Raw genomic sequence first — 18,461 nt, forward strand, 5'->3', positions numbered from 1 at the left:
TCGATTCTCGGTTCCGTTTTCGGTTAGAGCGTTTAGAGGGGTGCCGTCAGTCCGAAGAATTCCCGGCCGTTCACCACATCATTCGCGATTTGCCGCTTTAGCTCATCAAGGGAGGCAAACCGTTGTTCATTGCGCAGTTTTGCGCGTATCACCACTTCTATATGGCGGCCATAAAGATCCTGCGCCATATCCATTAAATGCACTTCAAGCCGCGGACGAAGCCCCGCCACCGTCGGGCGGGTGCCGATATTGGCCACACCGGGCAACGGCTGCGCCGCCAGTCCGCCGACCTCCACCGCATAGACCCCGTTAATGGGCGCTGGACGGCCCTTTAAGGAGACGTTGGCCGTGGGGAAGCCAAGGGTGCGGCCCAGCTCGTCGCCGTGCTCCACGCGCCCGGAAATACGGTAAGGATGGCCAAGGAGCATCTCGGCGACAACCAGCTGGTCGTTGCAAAGCGCCTCCCGTACCGCCGTGCTGCTGATACGCTTACCGCCCTCCGTATACGTGGCGGTGCTCATGACATCAAAGCCCGCCGCGATACCCGCCTGCTGCAAAAAGGCGAAATCGCCCCGCCGCCCGGCGCCGAAGCGAAAATCGTCGCCGACGCAAAGAAACCTGACGCCGAGCTTTTTCACCAGCAGCTCCGCGACAAACGACTCGGCGCCGATGGCCGCGAACCGCGTATCGAAGGTTACGCACAATACTACGTCTACCCCGGCCTGGGCCAGGTACTTCACTTTATCCCGCAGGCGGGTCAACCGCGCCGGTGCGTCCCGGCCGGCAAAATGTTCCTGCGGCTGGGGCTCGAATATCATTACCATTACCGGCAAGCCGCGTTTGCGGCCTTCGGTCTGCAATTGTGCAATCAACGCCTGATGCCCACGATGGAAACCATCAAAATTGCCAATAGTGAGCACGCACCCTTGGGGACGCGCCTGCAGGTTATGTAAACCGCGAATAAGCTTCATAGCAGGCTCAAGACTGAGGAAATCGGCGGATTATACCTTGTACAGCCGCTAAGGTTAACCCGCGAATCCAATCTTTGACAGTAACGACGGTGAAAGTCATGCTTATTTTGCCCGACCAGGGTTTTTTCGCAGGTTATTCTGCCGGACAGGACATTTCCCCGCCCGGCCGACGGGCGCCGCGCCGCGAATTGGTTTGTTTATTACAGATAATCGCTTTTTTATCGTCTAAGGCTGTATTCCGCGCGCTGAAACTGGTAGAATCCTGCGCCATCACATTGTAACAGGCGTTGCGTAGTCAAGCGGCGCTTATTTGCACAAATCCATTGACAAAAGAAGGCCGAAAGGGCATATTCCTCGGCCTTTGAATTGTCTCATAGAACATGTTTGGGAGTTGGACCTTGGCTAATATCAAATCAGCTAAGAAACGCGCCGTACAGTCTGAGAAGCGTCGTCAGCACAATGCCAGCCGTCGCTCTATGATGCGTACTTTTATCAAAAAAGTATACGCGGCTATCGATGCAGGTGATAAAGATGCAGCGCAGAATGCTTTTTCTGCCATGCAACCCATTGTGGACCGTCAGGCCAGTAAAGGTTTGATCCACAAAAACAAAGCAGCGCGTCATAAATCTAATCTGACCGCGCGTATCAACGCAATGCAGTAAGATCTGTTCTTGCGTTGGTGTTTTGTTAAAAAAACCGGCTTCGGCCGGTTTTTTTGCATCTGGCGTTTGCCTCCGGTTCTTCAGCGCCGCGCTTGGCGTTGATGGCGTAGCGTTGCGCGGCGCTAACCTGTTTGGTCAGAAGCGGGCCGGGGCGGGCTTATGCATCGGCAGCGCCAGGCGCAGCGATATATAGCCCAAGATCGCCGCCACCACCGAACCGGACAGAATGCCAAGCTTGGCATAGGTTATACTGTCCGGACTCACCCCCGGCGCGCCGAACGCCAGCCCGGCGATAAAGATAGACATGGTAAAGCCGATACCGCACAGCACCGCGGCGGCGGCAATCTGGTTAAAGACCACGCCGTCGGGCAGCCGGGCCAATCCCAGCCTGATGGATGCAAAACAAAACAGCAGGATGCCCAGCGGCTTACCCAGCACCAGCCCCACGGCAATGCCGGCCGGCAGCACCGACAACAGGCTGGCGGGGGTTAGCCCATGCAGACCAACGCCGGCGTTGGCGAAGGCAAACAGCGGCAGGATAAGATAAACCACCCAGGGCTGAATATAGTGCTCAAGCACCAGGGCGGGAGAATACGCCTGGGTGTGCGGCGCTGAGGCCGAGGCCCCAGGCCGTGACGGCAAACGCAGGGGGATCAGGGCGCCGAGTATCACCCCGGCGAGAGTGGCATGAATGCCCGATAATAGCACGCAGCCCCACAGCACCGCGCCGGCCAGCAGATAAAGTCCGATATGACGGACATTGCTGCGGTTCATCATCACCAGCACCGCAATCGTCGCCGCCACGCCCGCCAGGGCGATTAACGACAAATCGTGATTGTAGAATACCGCGATAATTACGATGGCGCCTAAATCGTCAATAATGGCCAGCGCCAGTAAAAAAGCCTTTAAACTGGCGGGCACCCGTTTTCCCAACAGCGCCATCACGCCTACCGCAAACGCGATATCCGTGGCGGTGGGAATAGCCCAGCCGGCATGATTGGCCGGCGTGTTCCAGTTAATCAGCGTATAGATAATCGCCGGGGCTATCATGCCGCCCAGCGCGGCAATGGCGGGGAACGCCGCCTGGCTGCGGCTGGCGAGCGCGCCTTCCATCAGTTCGCGCTTCACCTCCAGCCCGATCATCAAAAAGAAAATCGCCATCAAGCCGTCGTTGATCAAAAAAAGCAGCGTCAATGGCGAGGCGTGGCCGGCGGAGGCGCCCTGGGGAAAATAAATCAGCGCTTCATAGGCCGCCTGCGCCGGCGTGTTGGCCATGATCAGCGCAATTAACGCGGCTAAAATCAACAATACGCCGCCCGAGGCTTCGTGATTTAACCAGCGGTGAATAAGAGAAGACACAATATATCCTTGAAGTGCGCATAATTGATTTATTGTGCGGGATGGCGGGAGCCAGGTAAATAAAAACCCAACATCGCCGGCGCGTTATTTAGCGCGGCTCGCAAAAATACCCCGGCGGCCGGGCTGGAGGATTGACCGCCGGTTTACCCGCCGCCGCGGCGCGCCGGTAATGCGGATGTTTAGCACGCCGGGGGCTGGCGCGGCTCGTGCACCGGACATTGATTCAGGTCGCTGCGCTGCGCCACCGACACCGGGTACGCCAGCCGGCGCGCCCGCATAATGTCGCCCAGCGGCCGATGGGCGGTGACGCCATGCCAGGGCTGGAAGGAAAGACCGTCGTCCATGGCACGGGAGCGCCCGGGCGACCAGCTTTGCTGCGGCTCGACAATAATCGACGCCAACGGCAGGTAGGGATTATCCTGCTCGGGCCAGGCCACCGAGGCATCTTCAACGGGATTTTCCGCCAAATCCCGGCACAGCTGCGCCCTGAGGGTCCAGGCGCCGCCCTCCCGCGCCAGAATGCGCGCCACCTCCTCCCGCAGCGCGTCCCGCCGTCCGGCCAGCGTGAACGCCTTGCCCGCCAGCGCCAGGAAATTGGCCGATTCCGGCACCACGTCCAGTTTGGCGATATAATCACCGAAGCGGCTGGCTACCTGGGTAAAGTAGCGATCCCCCAGCGGATTGGTGAGCGGATAGCCGCCCAGGGCTTGCAGCAATCCGGTGTTGACGTCCAGCGTCTTCAGGGCGCGCACCAGCGGACGCAGGACGGCGGATAAGGCTGCTTTGGCCCACTCCGCCCGACCGGTGGTCGCGGCCAGCAGCTTCAGGTTTTTCAGGAACGCCCGGCTGTCCGCTGCGGTAAAGGCGGGTCCCGTGGCCAGTAAAAAATCCTGGGTCAGGTCGTTTTCCGACCCGGGCAACCGTTCCCCTGCCACATCCAGCACCTTGATCGCCAGGCCACGCGGCAGGGAAACCCCGTCGCGCAACACGTCGCCGGGGATGGTCGAAATACGCAGCAGCACGTCATAGCTACGCGGCCTGGCAAAAATACCCTGGGCCAGCTCAGGCGCCAGGGAGCTGTGCACAACCAGCCGGCCTTGCAGCAGGGCGTGGCTTTTGGCATGGACGCCGCGCTGGGCATGGCCCAAATCACGGTGTGTCTTGCCGATGATGTGCTTAAATACGTCGGCGATTTGCCGATGGGTCTGCTCTTCGTCGGGTCGGTACGTCTCTACGGACGGCGTGAAGGGGACTGCCGGGCGGAGTGCGGCACGGGCCATGGCGTCTATCTCCAGAGAATTATTTCCCCTAAATTATAGCGGCCATTATCGATATCGTACCGGCAACAGCGCTTAAGCAGGAGAAAGCCTCGGGTGGACAGGCAAAGGCCAAAAAAAATCCCCGGCCGCTGGGCCGGGGATCGAAAGACACCGCCGATGGCGCAAAAATTCAGCGCGTCAGGTCGTCAAAAAACTTCTTCACGCCGTCCAGAAAGCTTTTGGAACGCGGGCTGTTCTGATCGCCGCTCGGGCCGCCAAAACTCTCTTCCAGTTCACGCAGCAGCTGTTTTTGTTTTTCGTTAAGCTTCACCGGCGTTTCGACCACCACGCGGCACAGCAAATCGCCCTGGTTGCCGCCGCGTACCGATTTCACCCCTTTGCCGCGCATACGGAACAGCTTGCCGGTTTGCGTTTCCGCAGGCACCTTCAGCTTCACCCGGCCGTCAAGCGTGGGAACTTCGATCTCGCCGCCCAGCGCCGCCATGGCGAAGTTAATCGGCACTTCGCAAAACAGGTTATTGTCTTCACGTTCAAAGATGGGGTGCTGACGCACCTGAACCTGTACGTACAGATCCCCCGCCGGCGCGCCCTGCTCGCCCGCTTCGCCTTCGCCCGACAGACGGATGCGATCGCCGGTATCGACGCCCGCCGGAATTTTCACCGACAGCGTCTTGGCCTTTTCAATACGACCGTGGCCGTGGCATTTGTGGCACGGTTCCTTGATAATCTTGCCGTGTCCCTGACAGGTGGGACAGGCCTGCTGCACCGCAAAAAAACCCTGGCGCATCTGCACCTGGCCTGCGCCATGGCAGGTAGGACAGGTAACGGGGGAAGTGCCGGGCTTGGCGCCGCTGCCATGGCAGACGTCGCATTCCTCAAGCGTCGGGATGCGGATTTCCTTGGTTACGCCACGGACCGCTTCCTCAAGGGTAAGCTCCATATTGTAGCGAAGATCCGACCCACGGCTGGCGCGCTGGCGGCGCCCGCCGCCAAAGATATCGCCGAAGACGTCGCCGAAGATATCGGTAAAGTCCGCGCCGCCGGCGGCGGCGCCGCCATAACCACCGCCCATGCCGCCCTGTTCGAAGGCGGCGTGGCCGTATTGATCATACGCGGCGCGCTTTTGCGCGTCGGTCAGGATTTCATAGGCTTCTTTCGCTTCTTTGAACTTTGCTTCGGCGTCAGCATTCCCTGGGTTACGATCCGGGTGGAATTTCATTGCCAGGCGTTTGTAGGCCTTTTTGATTTCACGCTCTTCCGCATCTTTGGAAAGGCCTAAAATCTCGTAATAGTCTTTTTTCGCCATTGTCTCTTCCTGCCCTCAACATGCTTGCACGGGCGTAAGGTTTCCCCGACGCCCGTGCCTGTTGCCAGCCACGGCATTACTCACCGTGGCTGTGCCCGCTCAAGGGCGATTATTTTTTATCTTTAACTTCTTCAAATTCGGCGTCGACAACGTCGTCATCCTTTTTGCCCGCATTGGCTTCAGCGCCAGCTTCCGCCGCGCCGGCCTGAGCCGCCTGCTGCTGCGCCACTTCCAGCAGCTTGCCGGAAACCTGGATCAGCGCCTGCATCTTGGCTTCGATCTCAGCCTTATCCTCGCCTTTCAGCGCGGTTTCCAATGCGCTCAGCGCGGATTCGATGGCCGTTTTGTCATCGGCGGGCAGTTTGTCGCCGGCTTCTTCCAACTGCTTGCGGGTGCTGTGCAGCTGATGGTCGGCCTGGTTACGGGTCTGCACCAGTTCCTCGAACTTGCGGTCGGATTCCGCGTTGGCTTCCGCTTCACGCACCATTTTCTGGATTTCATCCTCGGTCAAACCGGACGACGCCTTAATGGTGATTTTCTGTTCACGGCCGCTGTTCTTATCCTTGGCGGACACATGCAGGATGCCGTCGGCGTCGATATCGAAGGTGACTTCGATTTGCGGCGTACCGCGCATGGCGGGGGCAATCCCGTCCAGGTTGAACTGGCCCAGGGATTTATTATCCGCGGCGCGTTTACGTTCACCCTGCAGCACGTGGATGGTCACCGCGGACTGGTTGTCTTCCGCCGTAGAGAACACCTGGCTATGCTTGGTCGGTACGGTGGTGTTCTTGGCGATCAGCGGCGTCATGACCCCACCCATGGTTTCAATGCCCAGCGACAGCGGGCTGACGTCCAGCAACAGCACGTCCTTCACGTCGCCGGCCAGCACCCCGCCCTGCACCGCGGCGCCGATAGCCACGGCTTCATCCGGGTTAACGTCTTTACGCGGTTCCTTACCGAAGAAATCGGTAACGGTCTTCTGCACCAGCGGCATACGGGTCTGGCCGCCCACCAGGATAACGTCCTTGATATCGCCGACCGACAGTCCGGCGTCTTTCAGCGCCATCTTCAGCGGGTCCATGGTGCGTTTTACCAGGTCTTCAACCAGCGATTCCAGTTTGGCGCGGGTCACCTTGATGTTCATATGTTTCGGACCGGTGGCGTCCGCCGTGATGTACGGCAGGTTCACGTCGGTCTGCTGCGCGGAGGACAGCTCGATCTTGGCCTTTTCAGCGGATTCCTTCAGACGCTGCATGGCCAGCGGATCGTTGCGCAGATCGATGCCCTGGTCTTTCTTGAACTCATCCACCAGGTAATTGATCAGGCGGCTGTCGAAGTCTTCGCCACCCAAATGGGTGTCGCCGTTGGTCGCCAGCACTTCAAAGGTTTTTTCACCGTCCACGTCATCGATTTCGATGATGGAAATATCGAAGGTACCGCCGCCCAGGTCATAGACCGCGATGGTGCGGTTGCCCGTTTCTTTATCCAGGCCGTAAGCCAGCGCCGCGGCGGTAGGTTCGTTAATAATACGTTTAACTTCAAGGCCCGCGATACGGCCGGCGTCTTTGGTCGCCTGGCGCTGGGCGTCGTTAAAGTAGGCCGGCACGGTAATAACCGCTTCGGTAACCGGCTCACCCAGATAATCTTCCGCGGTCTTCTTCATCTTTTTCAGGATTTCAGCGGACACCTGCGGCGGGGCCATTTTCTGGCCTTTCACGTCCAGCCAGGCGTCGCCGTTGTCGGAAGCGATAATTTTATACGGCATGATATTTTTATCACGCTGTACTTCTTCATCCTCAAAACGACGTCCGATCAAACGCTTGATGGCGAACAACGTGTTCTGCGGGTTCGTAACGGACTGACGTTTAGCTGGCTGGCCAACCAGAATTTCACCGTCCTGCGTGTAAGCAATAATGGAAGGGGTAGTACGATCACCTTCGCTGTTTTCAAGCACCCGAGGTTTGGAGCCTTCAATAATTGCGATACAAGAGTTGGTCGTACCCAAGTCGATACCAATAATTTTACCCATCTAAACATCTCCACTAAAAAGTCATATTCGTTGTGGTCGTAAACCTGATATGTGGCCGGTTAACTTTTTTTCAAGCCAGCGACACGTTTTTGTTAGCAGGTTAAACAACGTTGGTTGCAAATAAGATGGGGTCACCGCGCCGCGCATCAAGGGGGAGCAGGAAAAAAAAAGCGTTCTGCGCGCTCCCGGCGGCCCCGGGCGCCGCGCATCGCTGAGCGGCTGGCGCGCAGTCCTTTGATATACAGGGCATTTTTATAAAAATGACTAAATCGTTCCCAAAAGTGCCATGACAAAGCAGGAACCTATTTATTTCACGCCGCACGTAAAATCAGGCGATGGAATTCAATCCACCGGCCAGCGGCGGCTTATGCCGCAGTCCGGACGGCAGGCAAATGCCGAGCAACACCCCCATTACCGATAGCCCGAGCACATACCAGGAAGGCGCCATCGGCGAGATGCGCATCAGCATGGTGACCATCACCGGGGTCAGTCCGCCAAAAATGGCGTACGCCACATTATAGGAAAACGAAATACCGCTGAACCGCACCGGCGAGGGAAACGCATGGACCATAACATAAGGCACGCCGCCCACCACGCCGACGCTCAGGCCGGCCAGCGTATAGGTGATGTACAGCGGCAACGGCCGATCCGCGCCGGTGTGGTAAAACAGCCAGCTGAAGACGCCCAGCATCACGCAGCCGGTGATAAAGGTTTTGCCCGCGCCCACGCGGTCGATGACGGCGCCGGTTATCACGCAGCCCACGGCCAGCGCGATAATCGCCGCGCAGTTGGCCTTGAGCGCCAGGGACGGGGTAGCGCCCATTTGCTGCTGCAGCCACAGGGGCGCCATCAGGATCACCACCACGATGCCGGCGGAGAGCAGCCAGGTCAGTAGCATGGAAATCAGCACCGCTTTTTTATGGTTCATCACCACGGATTTCAGCGGCAGTTCCTGCGCCAGCGCTTTGCGGATCTGCATCTCGATAAACACCGGGGTCTCACGCAGCCAGCGCCGCAGGTACATGGCGACCAGTCCGAAGAAGCCGCCGAGGAAAAAAGGAATGCGCCAGCCCCCCTGGAGCACGCCCTGCGGCGTCATGAAGGTGTTTAATAAGGTGGCGACAAAGGATCCTAATAAAATGCCGATGGTCAGGCCGGCGGTTAACGTGCCGCAGGCGAACCCGATGCGCTTGTGGGGCACATGTTCGGCGACGAAGACCCAGGCGCCCGGCACTTCGCCGCCGATGGCCGCGCCCTGCAGGATGCGCAGCGCCAGTAACAGCAGCGGCGCGGTGATGCCGAGGGTTTCATAAGTGGGCAGCAGGCCCATCATCAACGTCGGCAGCGCCATCAGCAGAATGGACAGGCTGAACATTTTTTTCCGGCCGGCTTTATCGCCGAAATGCGCCATGATAATGCCGCCCAGCGGCCGGGCCAGGTAACCGGCGGCAAAAATACCGAAGGTCTGCAGTTGCCGCAGCCACTCCGGCAAATCCGGCGGGAAGAACAGTTTTCCCATCACCCCGGCAAAGAACACGAAGATAATAAAGTCGTAAAATTCCAGCGCGCCGCCCAGGGCGGCAAGCGACAGGGTTTTGTAATCCTGTCGGTTCAATCGGCGTTGCGGGTCGGCAGGCATAGTCATTCGCGTCGGGCCAGAGAGAAAAAAGAAAAAAATATAGCATACAACGTAAAGGTAATCTTACTGCGCGGAAATATAATTTCACACCCTGGGGCGGCGTTTACCGCCGCCGCCGCGCGCCGCGGTTACTCCGGGTCGGGGCGCCGGGCGTTTTTGGGACGAAACGCCGCCACGATCGCGGGATCGGTCTCGATATAAGGCCCTTCCAGCAGTTGAATGCAATAAGGGATGCTGGCAAAGATGCCGTGCACCACCACGTTCCCCTGCGCGTCCCTGACGCCCGCCAGCGTTTCCTGGATAGCCCTGGGCTGGCCCGGCAGATTCAGGATCAGCGCCTGTTTGCGGATCACCCCCATTTGCCGGGACAGGATAGCCGTGGGCACAAAATGCAGGCTGATCTGGCGCATTTGCTCGCCAAACCCGGGCATTTCGCGATCCGCTATCGCCCGCGTGGCATCCGGCGTGACATCACGCCGCGCCGGGCCGGTGCCGCCGGTGGTCAGCACCAGATGGCAACCCATTTCATCCACCAGCTCGCGCAGAGTTTGCTCAATCAGCGGCTGCTCGTCGGGCACCAGCCGTGTTTCCAGCGTAAAAGGTGAAATCAGCGCCTGCCGTAACCAGGATTCCAGCGCGGGGATGCCCTGATCCTGGTAGACGCCGTTGGCCGCGCGATCGGATATGGATACCAGGCCAATACGGCAAATTTGCATAGAACGTCCTCCGGTCGACATGATTTTTCCATAATAGCAATTTAACGGCGAAGCGCCGTGCGCACAAATAAAAACGGCCCGTTACCTACGGGCCGCCATGGCGCTGATAAACGGGTCCCGCGCCGGCTTGCCTGCCCGGCCAGGGCCATGGTGATTACAGCAGGTCTTTGATCATCGCTTCCAGCTTTTCCTGGTCGACGGCGAACTTGCGGATCCCGTCCGCCAGTTTGTCCACCGCCATAGGATCCAAGTTGTGCTGCCAGAGGAATTCAGCCTCGGTCAGTTTGGCCGGACGCGGCTTGATCTCGCCCGTATAGGAAAGTTTACGCTCAAGGGTGCCTTCGGTGGCGGCCAGCTCTTTCAGCAGCGGCGGCGCGATGGTCAGGCGATCGCAACCGGCGAGTTCAATAATCTCGCCCACGTTGCGGAAGCTGGCGCCCATTACCACGGTGTCATAACCGTGTTCTTTGTAGTAACGGTAGATTTCCGTCACGGAAATCACGCCCGGATCCTGCTCCGGGGAAAACTCCTTGCGTTCGCCGTTGGCTTTGTGCCAGTCAAGGATGCGGCCGACGAAAGGCGAAATCAGGTAGGCCCCGGCCTCGGCGCAGGCGCGGGCCTGGGCGAAGGAAAACAGCAGCGTCAGGTTACAGTTGATGCCGGCCTTTTCCAGTTGCTCGGCAGCGCGGATACCCTGCCAGGTCGAGGCCAGCTTAATCAGGATGCGATCGTTGCCGATGCCGGCGTCGTTGTAGAGTTTAATCAGGCTTTTGGCTTTGGCGACGCTTGCCTCGGTGTCATAGGACAGTCGGGCGTCGACTTCCGTGGAAACGCGCCCCGGCACCAGCTTAAGAATTTCCAGCCCGATGTTGACCGCCAGTTTATCGGTGGCGTATTTGACCTGTTCCGCCGCGTCCCGGCTTTGATCACGCGCCCAGGCAACCGCCTGGTCGATATAGCCGCGGTATTCGGGAATCTGCGCCGCGTTCAGGATCAATGAAGGGTTGGTGGTTGCATCCTGGGGCTGATACAGTTTAATGGCGGTGATATCACCGGTATCAGCGACAACGGAGGTCATCTTGCGTAGGGCACTAAGTTTATCTGTCATGGTGGAATATCTCATTGTGAAGGGTGTGCATATCTTATGGCGTTGCACTGCCTTTTTTGATAATACCACGCGCAAGCATGGGTGCAAGCGAGGCGCCAGCGTAATGGCACCGCCCCGGCGGCAGCGCATTATGCGGCCATGGCAGGATAAAATCGGCCGCTGCCGGCCGCGGATCGGCATAAGCGCCGCTTATCAGGGAAGACGAGGAATAAATGGCTGAACTCTTCAACTTTATCGACGATTTGTTATGGAATTCAGTGTTAATTTACCTGCTGATTGGCACCGGTCTTTGGTTTACTTTCCGCTCCGGTTTTATTCAGTTCCATTACTTCGGCCACGTGTTTTCCATCTTGAAGGGATCGGGCCGCGCCGACGGCGCGGGCATTTCACCGTTTCAGGCATTATGCACGACGCTTGCGGCGCGCATCGGCTGCGGCAACCTGACCGGCGTGGCGTTGTCCCTGGTCATCGGCGGGCCGGGAGCGATATTCTGGATGTGGCTGGCCGCGTTTATCGGCATGGCAACCGCCTTCTTCGAAAGCACCCTGGCGCAATTATATAAGGTGCGCGACAGCCGGGGCCATTACCGGGGCGGCCCCGCCTGGTATATGGAAAAGGGCCTGGGCCTGCGCTGGATGGGCGTACTCTTTACCTGCTTTCTACTCATAGGCTACGGCGGTATATTCAGCGCGGTGCAGGCCAGCGCCATTACGCAGTCGCTGCATGACGCCTGCGGATTCGCGCCTTACCAGACGGGGCTGGGCCTGGCGGCGTTAAGCGGACTGGCCATGTGCGGCGGCCTGCGTCTTATCGCCCGGCTTTCCCAATGGCTGGTCCCGCTGATGGCCTTGTGCTATGTGCTGCTGGCGGCCTGGGTGATGGCGCAGCATGCCGGACGCCTGGGGGCGGTGGCGGAGCTGGTGTTCAACAGCGCGTTCGGCCTGCCGCAGGCCGCGTCGGGAATCCTGGGCTATGGTTTTTCCCAGGCCATTTTCCAGGGCGTGCAGCGCGGGCTGTTTTCCAACGAGGCCGGCATGGGCTCGGCGCCCAATATCGCCGGCGCCGCCACGCCCTGGCCGCCCCACCCCGCGTCGCAGGGATATATCCAGATGCTGGCGGTGTTTATCGATACCATCGTCATCTGCAGCGCCACCGCGGCCATTATCCTGACGTCGGGCGCGCTGGAACAGGCCGCGCCCGATCTCGGCGGCATCGCCCTGATCCAGCGGTCATTGCTGGCGGCGACGGGACAGTGGGGCACGCCGTTTATGGTGATGGTGGTATTTATTTTTTCCTTTACCTCGATTATCGCTAATTACGCCTACGCGGAAAGCAGTCTGCGTTTTTTCCGCCATCGCTCCAAACGGCCGGTGCAGATATTGCGCGTCGTGGCATTGGCGACGGTGATGTTGGGCTGTCTGGCGGAAGTACCGGTATTATGGCGGCTGGCGGACCTGGCGATGGGCCTGATGACCCTGACCAACCTGATTGCGCTGCTGCTGCTGTCGCGCATCGCCCTGATGCTGGCGCGCGATTACAATAGCCAGCGCGCGGTCGGCAAACTGCCGACGTTCTACGCCGCGAATTTCCCCGCTATCGCGGCGCAGCTGGCGCCCGGCAGTTGGGACCGCCCGGCGGCGCGCAAATCAACATGACCGCCGCTTATCATCCCGCTGACCTCCAGCCCTTAAGAGACAGGAACCGTACGACATGCTAATCGTTATCTCCCCGGCCAAAACGCTGGATTACACCAGCCCGCTGGCGACCCGGCGTTATACCCAGCCCGAGCTGCTGGCCCGCGCCGAAAAACTGATGCGCGTGTGCCGCAAACTGACCCCGGCGCAGTTATCCGGCCTGATGGGCATCAGTGATAAGCTGGCCCAGCTTAACGCGGGGCGCTTTCAGTCTTGGCGGGCGGATTTTTCACCCGACAACGCCCGGCAGGCGATCCTGGCGTTTAAAGGCGATGTCTATGCCGGCCTGGCGGCGGAAAGTTTCAGCGAGGCGGATTTCGACTTCGCCCAAACCCATTTGCGCATGCTGTCCGGCCTGTACGGCATACTGCGCCCCCTGGACCTGATGCAGCCCTATCGCCTGGAAATGGGTATCAGGCTGGCGAACCCGGCCGGGCCGGACTTATACCATTTCTGGGGAAAAACCCTGACTCAAAAGCTCAACGAGGCGCTGACGGCGCAAGGCGATAACGTGCTGATTAACTTGGCGTCCGGGGAGTATTTTAAGGCGGTGATAAAGGACCAGTTGGCCGCGCGGGTGATCAAGCCGGTGTTCCTGGATGAAAAAAACGGCAAGTATAAAGTGATCAGTTTCCACGCCAAAAAAGCGCGCGGCATGATGAGCCGGTTTATCATCACCCGGCGGCTGACGCAGCCGGAACAGCTGGCCGCGTTCAATGACGGCGGTTATGCCTATGCGCCGGAGGAATCCAGCGAGTCGGAGATGGTCTTTAAACGACCGGCACGCTAGGACGGCGGGCGTGATGCGCGATAACGCGTCCGTCCTATCGCACGGCGGCGCGGGCCCGAATGCCCCGCGGTGAAACCGGCGCGGTGGTACGGTCATGGCGGCTGTACCACCGCGCCGGCCGGCGGCTGAACCGGCGGCGGTCGTGGCGGATTACTGCGGCAAGGCCATCAGCAGGGCGCGCAGCTGACCAAAGTCCGCCGGCAGCCGGCTTGACAGCAGCGGCAGGGTCGCCCGCAGCGCCAGCGCCTTGGGCAGCGGCAGCGATTGGCCCAGCACCGCGTCCACGGTTTCCTTAAACTTCGCCGGATGCGCGGTGCCCAGGAACAGGCCGGACTCCCCTGGCTGGAGCTGGTCGCGCAGTAACCGGTAGGCAATAGCCGCATGAGGTTCCGATATATACCCCTGTCCCGCCAGTTCGCGCATCGTGTCGCGGGTAACATCGTCATTCACGCAGCCGTAGGCCAGGGTATCAAGGCGCCAGTTCTTACGCCGGAACAATTCCTCCACGCGCGGCCAGTTGTTCGGCTGGCTGACATCCATGGCATTGGATAGCGTCGCCACGGTGGCGTTGGGCAACCATTTCCCGTCGGCGAGAAAGCGCGGCACGGTATCGTTGGCGTTGGTGGCGGCAATAAAGCGTTTAATCGGCAGGCCGAGGGATTTTGCCAATAGGCCGGCGGTCAAATCGCCAAAATTGCCGCTGGGCACCGAAACCACCAATTGATTGCGTTGCTCCTGCGAGAGCTGCGCCGCCGCTTCGAAGTAATAGCAAATCTGCGCCAGCAGGCGGCTGATATTAATCGAGTTGGCGGAGTTCAGCCCCAGTTTGTGCTTGAGTTGCTCGTCGTCGAACGCATGTTTGACCAGCGCCTGGCAGGCGTCAAAGTCGCCGTCAATCGCCACGGTATGGATATTGCCGCCCAGGGTGCAGAACAGTTTTTCCTGCAGCGGGCTTATCTTGCCGTGGGGGTACAGGATCACCACCCGGACATTTTCCAGCCCGTAGAAGGCGTGCGCCACCGCGGCGCCGGTATCGCCGGAGGTGGCGGTGAGGATGGTGACCGGCTGGCCCCGGGCGACTTCGGTCAGCATCTGCGCCATAAAGCGGCCGCCGAAATCCTTGAACGCCAGGGTCGGGCCGTGGAATAGCTCCAGGACCGATATATCCTCGCTCACCTTGACCACGGGGGCCGGGAACTCGAAGGCGGCCTGCACCCGTTTATGGATAACGTCCAACGGCAGCTCGTCGCCGATATAGGCCGACAGGATGCGCGCGCTGCGGGTCACCAGATCGAGATCCAGCAGGGCGTCGATTTCCGTCGAGGCGAACTCCGGGAGATCGACGGGGAAAAACAGCCCCTGCTGGCGTCCCAGCCCCTGCTTTATCGCCTGCGCGAAGCTGACCTGCTCGTTATGATCTTTAATATTATACAGTTTCATACGTTATCCCATCACTCGCGCGCCGGTGGTATCCAGGCGGCATATATGAACAAAACCCTCATCATTTTGCAGGTAGTGCTGCTCCAGCCAGCCGGCCAGGCGCTGCGCGGTATCTTCCCGATCGCAGACCGCAAACAGCGTCGGTCCCGAGCCGGAGATGCCGCAAGCCAGGGCGCCGATACTGGCGCAGGCCTGGCGCGCTTCGGTAAATCCCGGCAGCAGTTTAGTGCGGTAAGGCTCGGCAATCACATCCTTCATCAGTTTTGCCGCCAGAGCCGGCTGCTGGGTATGGCTGGCGTGGATAAAACCCGCCAGGAAACGCCCGTGGCTGATGCAATCCTGCCGGCGATATTGGGCGGGCAGGATTGCCCGCGCCTCGGCGGTGGAGACCTTGATGCCCGGATAGGCCATGACCCACAGCCATTCGCTGAAACCGGGCACCTGCTGGCTGATGATACTGTTTTCCTCCAGCATCAGCTGGATGCCGCCCAGGAAACAGGGCGCCACGTTATCATAATGAACGCTGCCGGAAATACGGCCTTCCATTTCGCCCATCAGCGTCAGCATCTGGTTTTCATCCAGCGGATAACCGCAATGGGCGTTCATCGCCACCAGCGCCGCCACCACCGAACAGGCGCTGGATCCCAGCCCCGATCCGATGGGCATGTTTTTTTCCAGCCGCATGGCCAGCCGGGACGGTTTTACCCACCGCCTGGCAAAAACGTTCCCAGCATTGATAAACAATATTCTGCTCGGTTTCGGCCGGCAGCTTGCCGGCGAAACGCCCTTCGTTGCACAGGCTGAACGCCGCCGCGTCCTCCACCGTCACGCAGTCCCCGAGCAACGTACCGTCCACGGGCGATACCGCGGCGCCCAGCACATCAAAGCCGACACTGACATTGCCGATCGAGGCCGGCGCATACACCTTAACCATTTTAGACTCCCAGCTTCCATGACAACGTACGCAGAAGATCCGCGAATACGCCCGCGGCCGTCACATCATTGCCGGCGCCGTAGCCGCGCAACACCAACGGCAACGGCTGGTAATAACGGGTATAGAACGCCAGCGCGTTTTCGCCATCCTTCACTTTGTACAACGGATCGTTGCCATCCACCGCCGCTATCTTAACCTGGCAGCGGCCATCCCGGATGCTGCCGACATAACGCAGCACCTGGCCCTGTTCCCGCGCCATGGCGACTTTAGAGGCAAAGGCGTCGTCAAGACCCGGCAGCCGCGCCAGGAAACTGTCGGTATCGCCGGCGCTGTCAAAATCCGCGGGCAGCACCGGCTCGACGTCGATGGACTCCAATTCAAGCTGATAACCCGCCTCGCGCGCCAGAATCAATAACTTACGCGCGACGTCCATCCCTGACAAGTCATCGCGCGGGTCCGGTTCGGTATAACCGAGCGCCCTTGCCGCCAGCGTCGCCGCCGACAGCGACATGCCCTCGTCCAGCTTGCCGAAGATAAACGACAGCGACCCGGAAAGAATACCGGAAAAACGTACCAGTTCATCACCGGCGTTAAGCAGGTTCTGCAAATTTTCGATAACCGGCAGGCCCGCGCCCACGTTGGTGTCGTAAAGGAATTTACGCCGCGACCTGGCGGCGGCGGTGCGCATCTGCCGGTAATAATGCATCGAGGCGGTATTGGCTTTCTTATTAGGCGTCACCACGTGGAAGCCGTCGGCCAGGAAGTCCGCATACTGGTCGGCCACCGCCGCGCTGCTGGTGCAATCGACGATCACCGGATTAAGCAGATGATACTCCTTTACCAGGCGGATCAAGCGTCCCAGGTTAAACGGCTCCTTGGCCTGCGCCAGCTCCTCGCGCCAGGTTTCCAGCGAGATACCGTGCACGCTGGTCAGCAACGCCCGCGAGTTGGCGATGCCGCAGACGCGCAAATCGATATGCTTCGCTTTCAGCCACCGATGCTGGCGATGGATCTGCTCGATAAGCGCGCCGCCCACGCCGCCGGCGCCGATGACAAACACCTCGATCACCTGGTCGGTGTTAAACAGCATCTGGTGCGCGACACGCACCCCGGTGGTGGTGGCGTCGTTATCCACCACCACCGAAATCGACCGCTCGGACGATCCCTGGGCGATGGCGACAATATTGATATTGGCGCGCGCCAGGGCCGCGAACAGCTTGGCGGACAGGCCGCGCTGGGTGCGCATACCGTCGCCGATGACCGAAATAATCGCCAGTTGGGTCATGACGTCGAGCGGTTCCAGCAGGCCGTCCTTCAGTTCCAGGTAAAATTCGTCTTCCAGCGCCTTGCGCGCGCCGTTCAGCTCATGATGCGGCACGCAAAAGCTGATGCTGTATTCCGATGAGGATTGGGTAATCAATACCACCGAACTGCCGGCCCGGGACATGGCGGCGAAAACCCGCGCCGCCATGCCGATCATCCCCTTCATGCCGGGGCCGGAAACATTGATCATCGCCATATTGTTTAAATGGGTGATGCCCTTAACCGGATTATCGCTGTCGGGATCGCTCTGGCCGATAAGCGTGCCGGGCGCCTGCGGGTTTTCGGTATTTTTTATCAGGCAGGGTATCTGGAACTGGGCAATCGGCGCGATGGTGCGCGGATGCAGCACTTTGGCGCCGAAGTACGATAATTCCATGGCCTCCTGGTAGGACATGGATTTCAATAACCGCGCGTCCGGCACCTGGCGGGGATCGCAGGTGTATACCCCATCCACGTCGGTCCAGATTTCACAGCAGTCGGCGCGCAGGCAGGCGGCCAATACCGCCGCCGAATAATCGGAGCCGTTACGGCCCAGCACCACCAGCTCGCCTTTCTCATTACCGGCGGTGAACCCCGCCATCAGGATAATATGGTCGGCGGGAATGGCGGCGTCGTTAATGCGCCGCGTGGATTCCACGATATCCACGGTGGACTCCAGATAGCTGCCCTGCGCCAGCAGTTTTTCCACCGGATTTATTACCGTCACGGCATAACCGCGGGCGACGAACACCGCTTCCATAATGGCGATGGAGAGCTTTTCCCCACGGCAGATAATGGCGGCGTTGATACTGTCCGGACATTGCCTGAGCAAGGTAATGCCGTGCAGCAACTGCTTAAGCTGGCCGAACTCCTGATCCACCAGCTTGCGCAGGGCGGCGAAGTCAAAACCGGGCTGGGCCTGGGACAAGCCCTGCAGCAGCTCGGAGAAAATACGCTCGGCGTCGTTCATGGCGGGCTGGATATCCAGCCCGCCGAGCGTCTTGTCGATCATCGACACCAGGTGATTAGTGATCTTTGCGGGTGCGGAGAGCACGGCGGCGACCTGTCCCTGACCTGTATTACTTTCAATGATATCGGCAACGCGAATAAAACGTTCCGCATTGGCGACCGAGGTACCCCCGAATTTCAGTACGCGCATTTCTTTTCTCTCTCCTGGATTGAAGCTTAAAAAAAAGCCCGCACTGGTTAGGTGCGGGCTTTTTTCTGTTTA

The 18,461-nt window shown here is 59.5% G+C and carries 13 protein-coding genes, 1 pseudogene and 1 other annotated feature (1 of these 15 running past the window's edge); of the genes and pseudogenes, 3 read left to right on the forward strand and 11 right to left on the reverse strand.

Translation table 11 applies throughout. From position 1 onward, the window contains the following. Positions 1-32: 32 nt before the first annotated feature. A complete protein-coding gene (ribF, locus tag ABUK12_RS12010; RefSeq protein WP_410016464.1) occupies positions 33-971 on the reverse strand; it encodes a bifunctional riboflavin kinase/FAD synthetase in 939 nt (312 codons plus the stop codon). Positions 972-1,369: 398 nt separating this feature from the next. Between ribF and rpsT the strand changes: the two genes are divergently transcribed. Continuing rightward, positions 1,370-1,633 (forward strand): 30S ribosomal protein S20, encoded by a 264-nt coding sequence (gene rpsT, locus ABUK12_RS12015; protein WP_162364018.1) that lies wholly within the window; start codon positions 1,370-1,372, stop codon positions 1,631-1,633. Positions 1,634-1,768: 135 nt separating this feature from the next. Here the strand turns inward: rpsT and nhaA are convergent, their stop codons facing one another. From nhaA to tal, 7 genes are all read right to left on the reverse strand, one after another. Then, positions 1,769-2,992: a Na+/H+ antiporter NhaA gene (gene nhaA, locus ABUK12_RS12020; protein ID WP_410016465.1), complete on the reverse strand. Its 1,224-nt coding sequence runs from the start codon at positions 2,990-2,992 to the stop codon at positions 1,769-1,771. A 179-nt stretch (positions 2,993-3,171) separates the two neighbouring features. Then, positions 3,172-4,272, reverse strand: a complete 1,101-nt coding sequence (locus ABUK12_RS12025; RefSeq protein WP_410016466.1) for a catalase family protein — start codon at positions 4,270-4,272, stop codon at positions 3,172-3,174. Positions 4,273-4,441: 169 nt separating this feature from the next. After that, complete coding sequence (gene dnaJ / locus ABUK12_RS12030) at positions 4,442-5,578, reverse strand: molecular chaperone DnaJ (protein WP_410016467.1); 1,137 nt, start codon at positions 5,576-5,578, stop codon at positions 4,442-4,444. A 109-nt stretch (positions 5,579-5,687) separates the two neighbouring features. Next, the gene (gene dnaK, locus ABUK12_RS12035) at positions 5,688-7,607 is read right to left on the reverse strand and encodes a molecular chaperone DnaK (RefSeq protein WP_410016468.1); all 1,920 of its coding nucleotides are present in this window, start codon (positions 7,605-7,607) and stop codon (positions 5,688-5,690) included. Between the two features lie 328 nt (positions 7,608-7,935). After that, the gene (locus tag ABUK12_RS12040; protein ID WP_410016627.1) at positions 7,936-9,246 is read right to left on the reverse strand and encodes an MFS transporter; all 1,311 of its coding nucleotides are present in this window, start codon (positions 9,244-9,246) and stop codon (positions 7,936-7,938) included. Positions 9,247-9,374: 128 nt separating this feature from the next. Next, on the reverse strand, positions 9,375-9,962 hold the full coding sequence (gene mog, locus ABUK12_RS12045; RefSeq protein WP_410016469.1) for a molybdopterin adenylyltransferase: 588 nt from the start codon (positions 9,960-9,962) through the stop codon (positions 9,375-9,377). Positions 9,963-10,116: 154 nt separating this feature from the next. Then, complete coding sequence (gene tal, locus ABUK12_RS12050) at positions 10,117-11,070, reverse strand: transaldolase (RefSeq protein WP_410016470.1); 954 nt, start codon at positions 11,068-11,070, stop codon at positions 10,117-10,119. 212 nt (positions 11,071-11,282) lie between these two features. On the opposite strand from tal, the gene ABUK12_RS12055 reads away from it, so the two are divergent. Next, positions 11,283-12,725: an alanine/glycine:cation symporter family protein gene (locus tag ABUK12_RS12055; protein WP_410016471.1), complete on the forward strand. Its 1,443-nt coding sequence runs from the start codon at positions 11,283-11,285 to the stop codon at positions 12,723-12,725. A gap of 55 nt (positions 12,726-12,780) precedes the next feature. Beyond that, positions 12,781-13,554 (forward strand): peroxide stress protein YaaA, encoded by a 774-nt coding sequence (gene yaaA / locus ABUK12_RS12060; protein WP_410016472.1) that lies wholly within the window; start codon positions 12,781-12,783, stop codon positions 13,552-13,554. A gap of 150 nt (positions 13,555-13,704) precedes the next feature. Here the strand turns inward: yaaA and thrC are convergent, their stop codons facing one another. The 3 genes and pseudogenes from thrC to thrA form a co-directional block, all read right to left on the reverse strand. Further along, complete coding sequence (gene thrC / locus ABUK12_RS12065) at positions 13,705-14,994, reverse strand: threonine synthase (RefSeq protein ID WP_410016473.1); 1,290 nt, start codon at positions 14,992-14,994, stop codon at positions 13,705-13,707. Positions 14,995-14,997: 3 nt separating this feature from the next. Beyond that, a pseudogene (gene thrB / locus ABUK12_RS12070) lies at positions 14,998-15,928 on the reverse strand (homoserine kinase). Between the two features lies 1 nt (position 15,929). After that, the gene (gene thrA / locus ABUK12_RS12075) at positions 15,930-18,389 is read right to left on the reverse strand and encodes a bifunctional aspartate kinase/homoserine dehydrogenase I (RefSeq protein ID WP_410016474.1); all 2,460 of its coding nucleotides are present in this window, start codon (positions 18,387-18,389) and stop codon (positions 15,930-15,932) included. Between the two features lie 27 nt (positions 18,390-18,416). Beyond that, positions 18,417-18,461 (reverse strand) — a sequence feature (Thr leader region) (it continues 73 nt past the right edge of the window).

Source organism: Sodalis sp. C49, assembly GCF_046352915.1.
Classification (GTDB): Bacteria; Pseudomonadota; Gammaproteobacteria; order Enterobacterales; family Enterobacteriaceae; genus Acerihabitans.

What these genes read in the sequence shown, in the direction of transcription:
- ribF (WP_410016464.1), bottom strand. Translation starts at nt 971, where the DNA reads ATGAAGCTTATTCGCGGTTTACATAACCTGCAGGCGCGTCCCCAAGGG.
- thrC (WP_410016473.1), bottom strand. Translation starts at nt 14,994, where the DNA reads ATGAAACTGTATAATATTAAAGATCATAACGAGCAGGTCAGCTTCGCG.
- dnaK (WP_410016468.1), bottom strand. Translation starts at nt 7,607, where the DNA reads ATGGGTAAAATTATTGGTATCGACTTGGGTACGACCAACTCTTGTATC.
- ABUK12_RS12055 (WP_410016471.1), top strand. Translation starts at nt 11,283, where the DNA reads ATGGCTGAACTCTTCAACTTTATCGACGATTTGTTATGGAATTCAGTG.
- mog (WP_410016469.1), bottom strand. Translation starts at nt 9,962, where the DNA reads ATGCAAATTTGCCGTATTGGCCTGGTATCCATATCCGATCGCGCGGCC.
- thrA (WP_410016474.1), bottom strand. Translation starts at nt 18,389, where the DNA reads ATGCGCGTACTGAAATTCGGGGGTACCTCGGTCGCCAATGCGGAACGT.
- dnaJ (WP_410016467.1), bottom strand. Translation starts at nt 5,578, where the DNA reads ATGGCGAAAAAAGACTATTACGAGATTTTAGGCCTTTCCAAAGATGCG.
- ABUK12_RS12040 (WP_410016627.1), bottom strand. Translation starts at nt 9,246, where the DNA reads ATGCCTGCCGACCCGCAACGCCGATTGAACCGACAGGATTACAAAACC.
- tal (WP_410016470.1), bottom strand. Translation starts at nt 11,070, where the DNA reads ATGACAGATAAACTTAGTGCCCTACGCAAGATGACCTCCGTTGTCGCT.
- ABUK12_RS12025 (WP_410016466.1), bottom strand. Translation starts at nt 4,272, where the DNA reads ATGGCCCGTGCCGCACTCCGCCCGGCAGTCCCCTTCACGCCGTCCGTA.
- yaaA (WP_410016472.1), top strand. Translation starts at nt 12,781, where the DNA reads ATGCTAATCGTTATCTCCCCGGCCAAAACGCTGGATTACACCAGCCCG.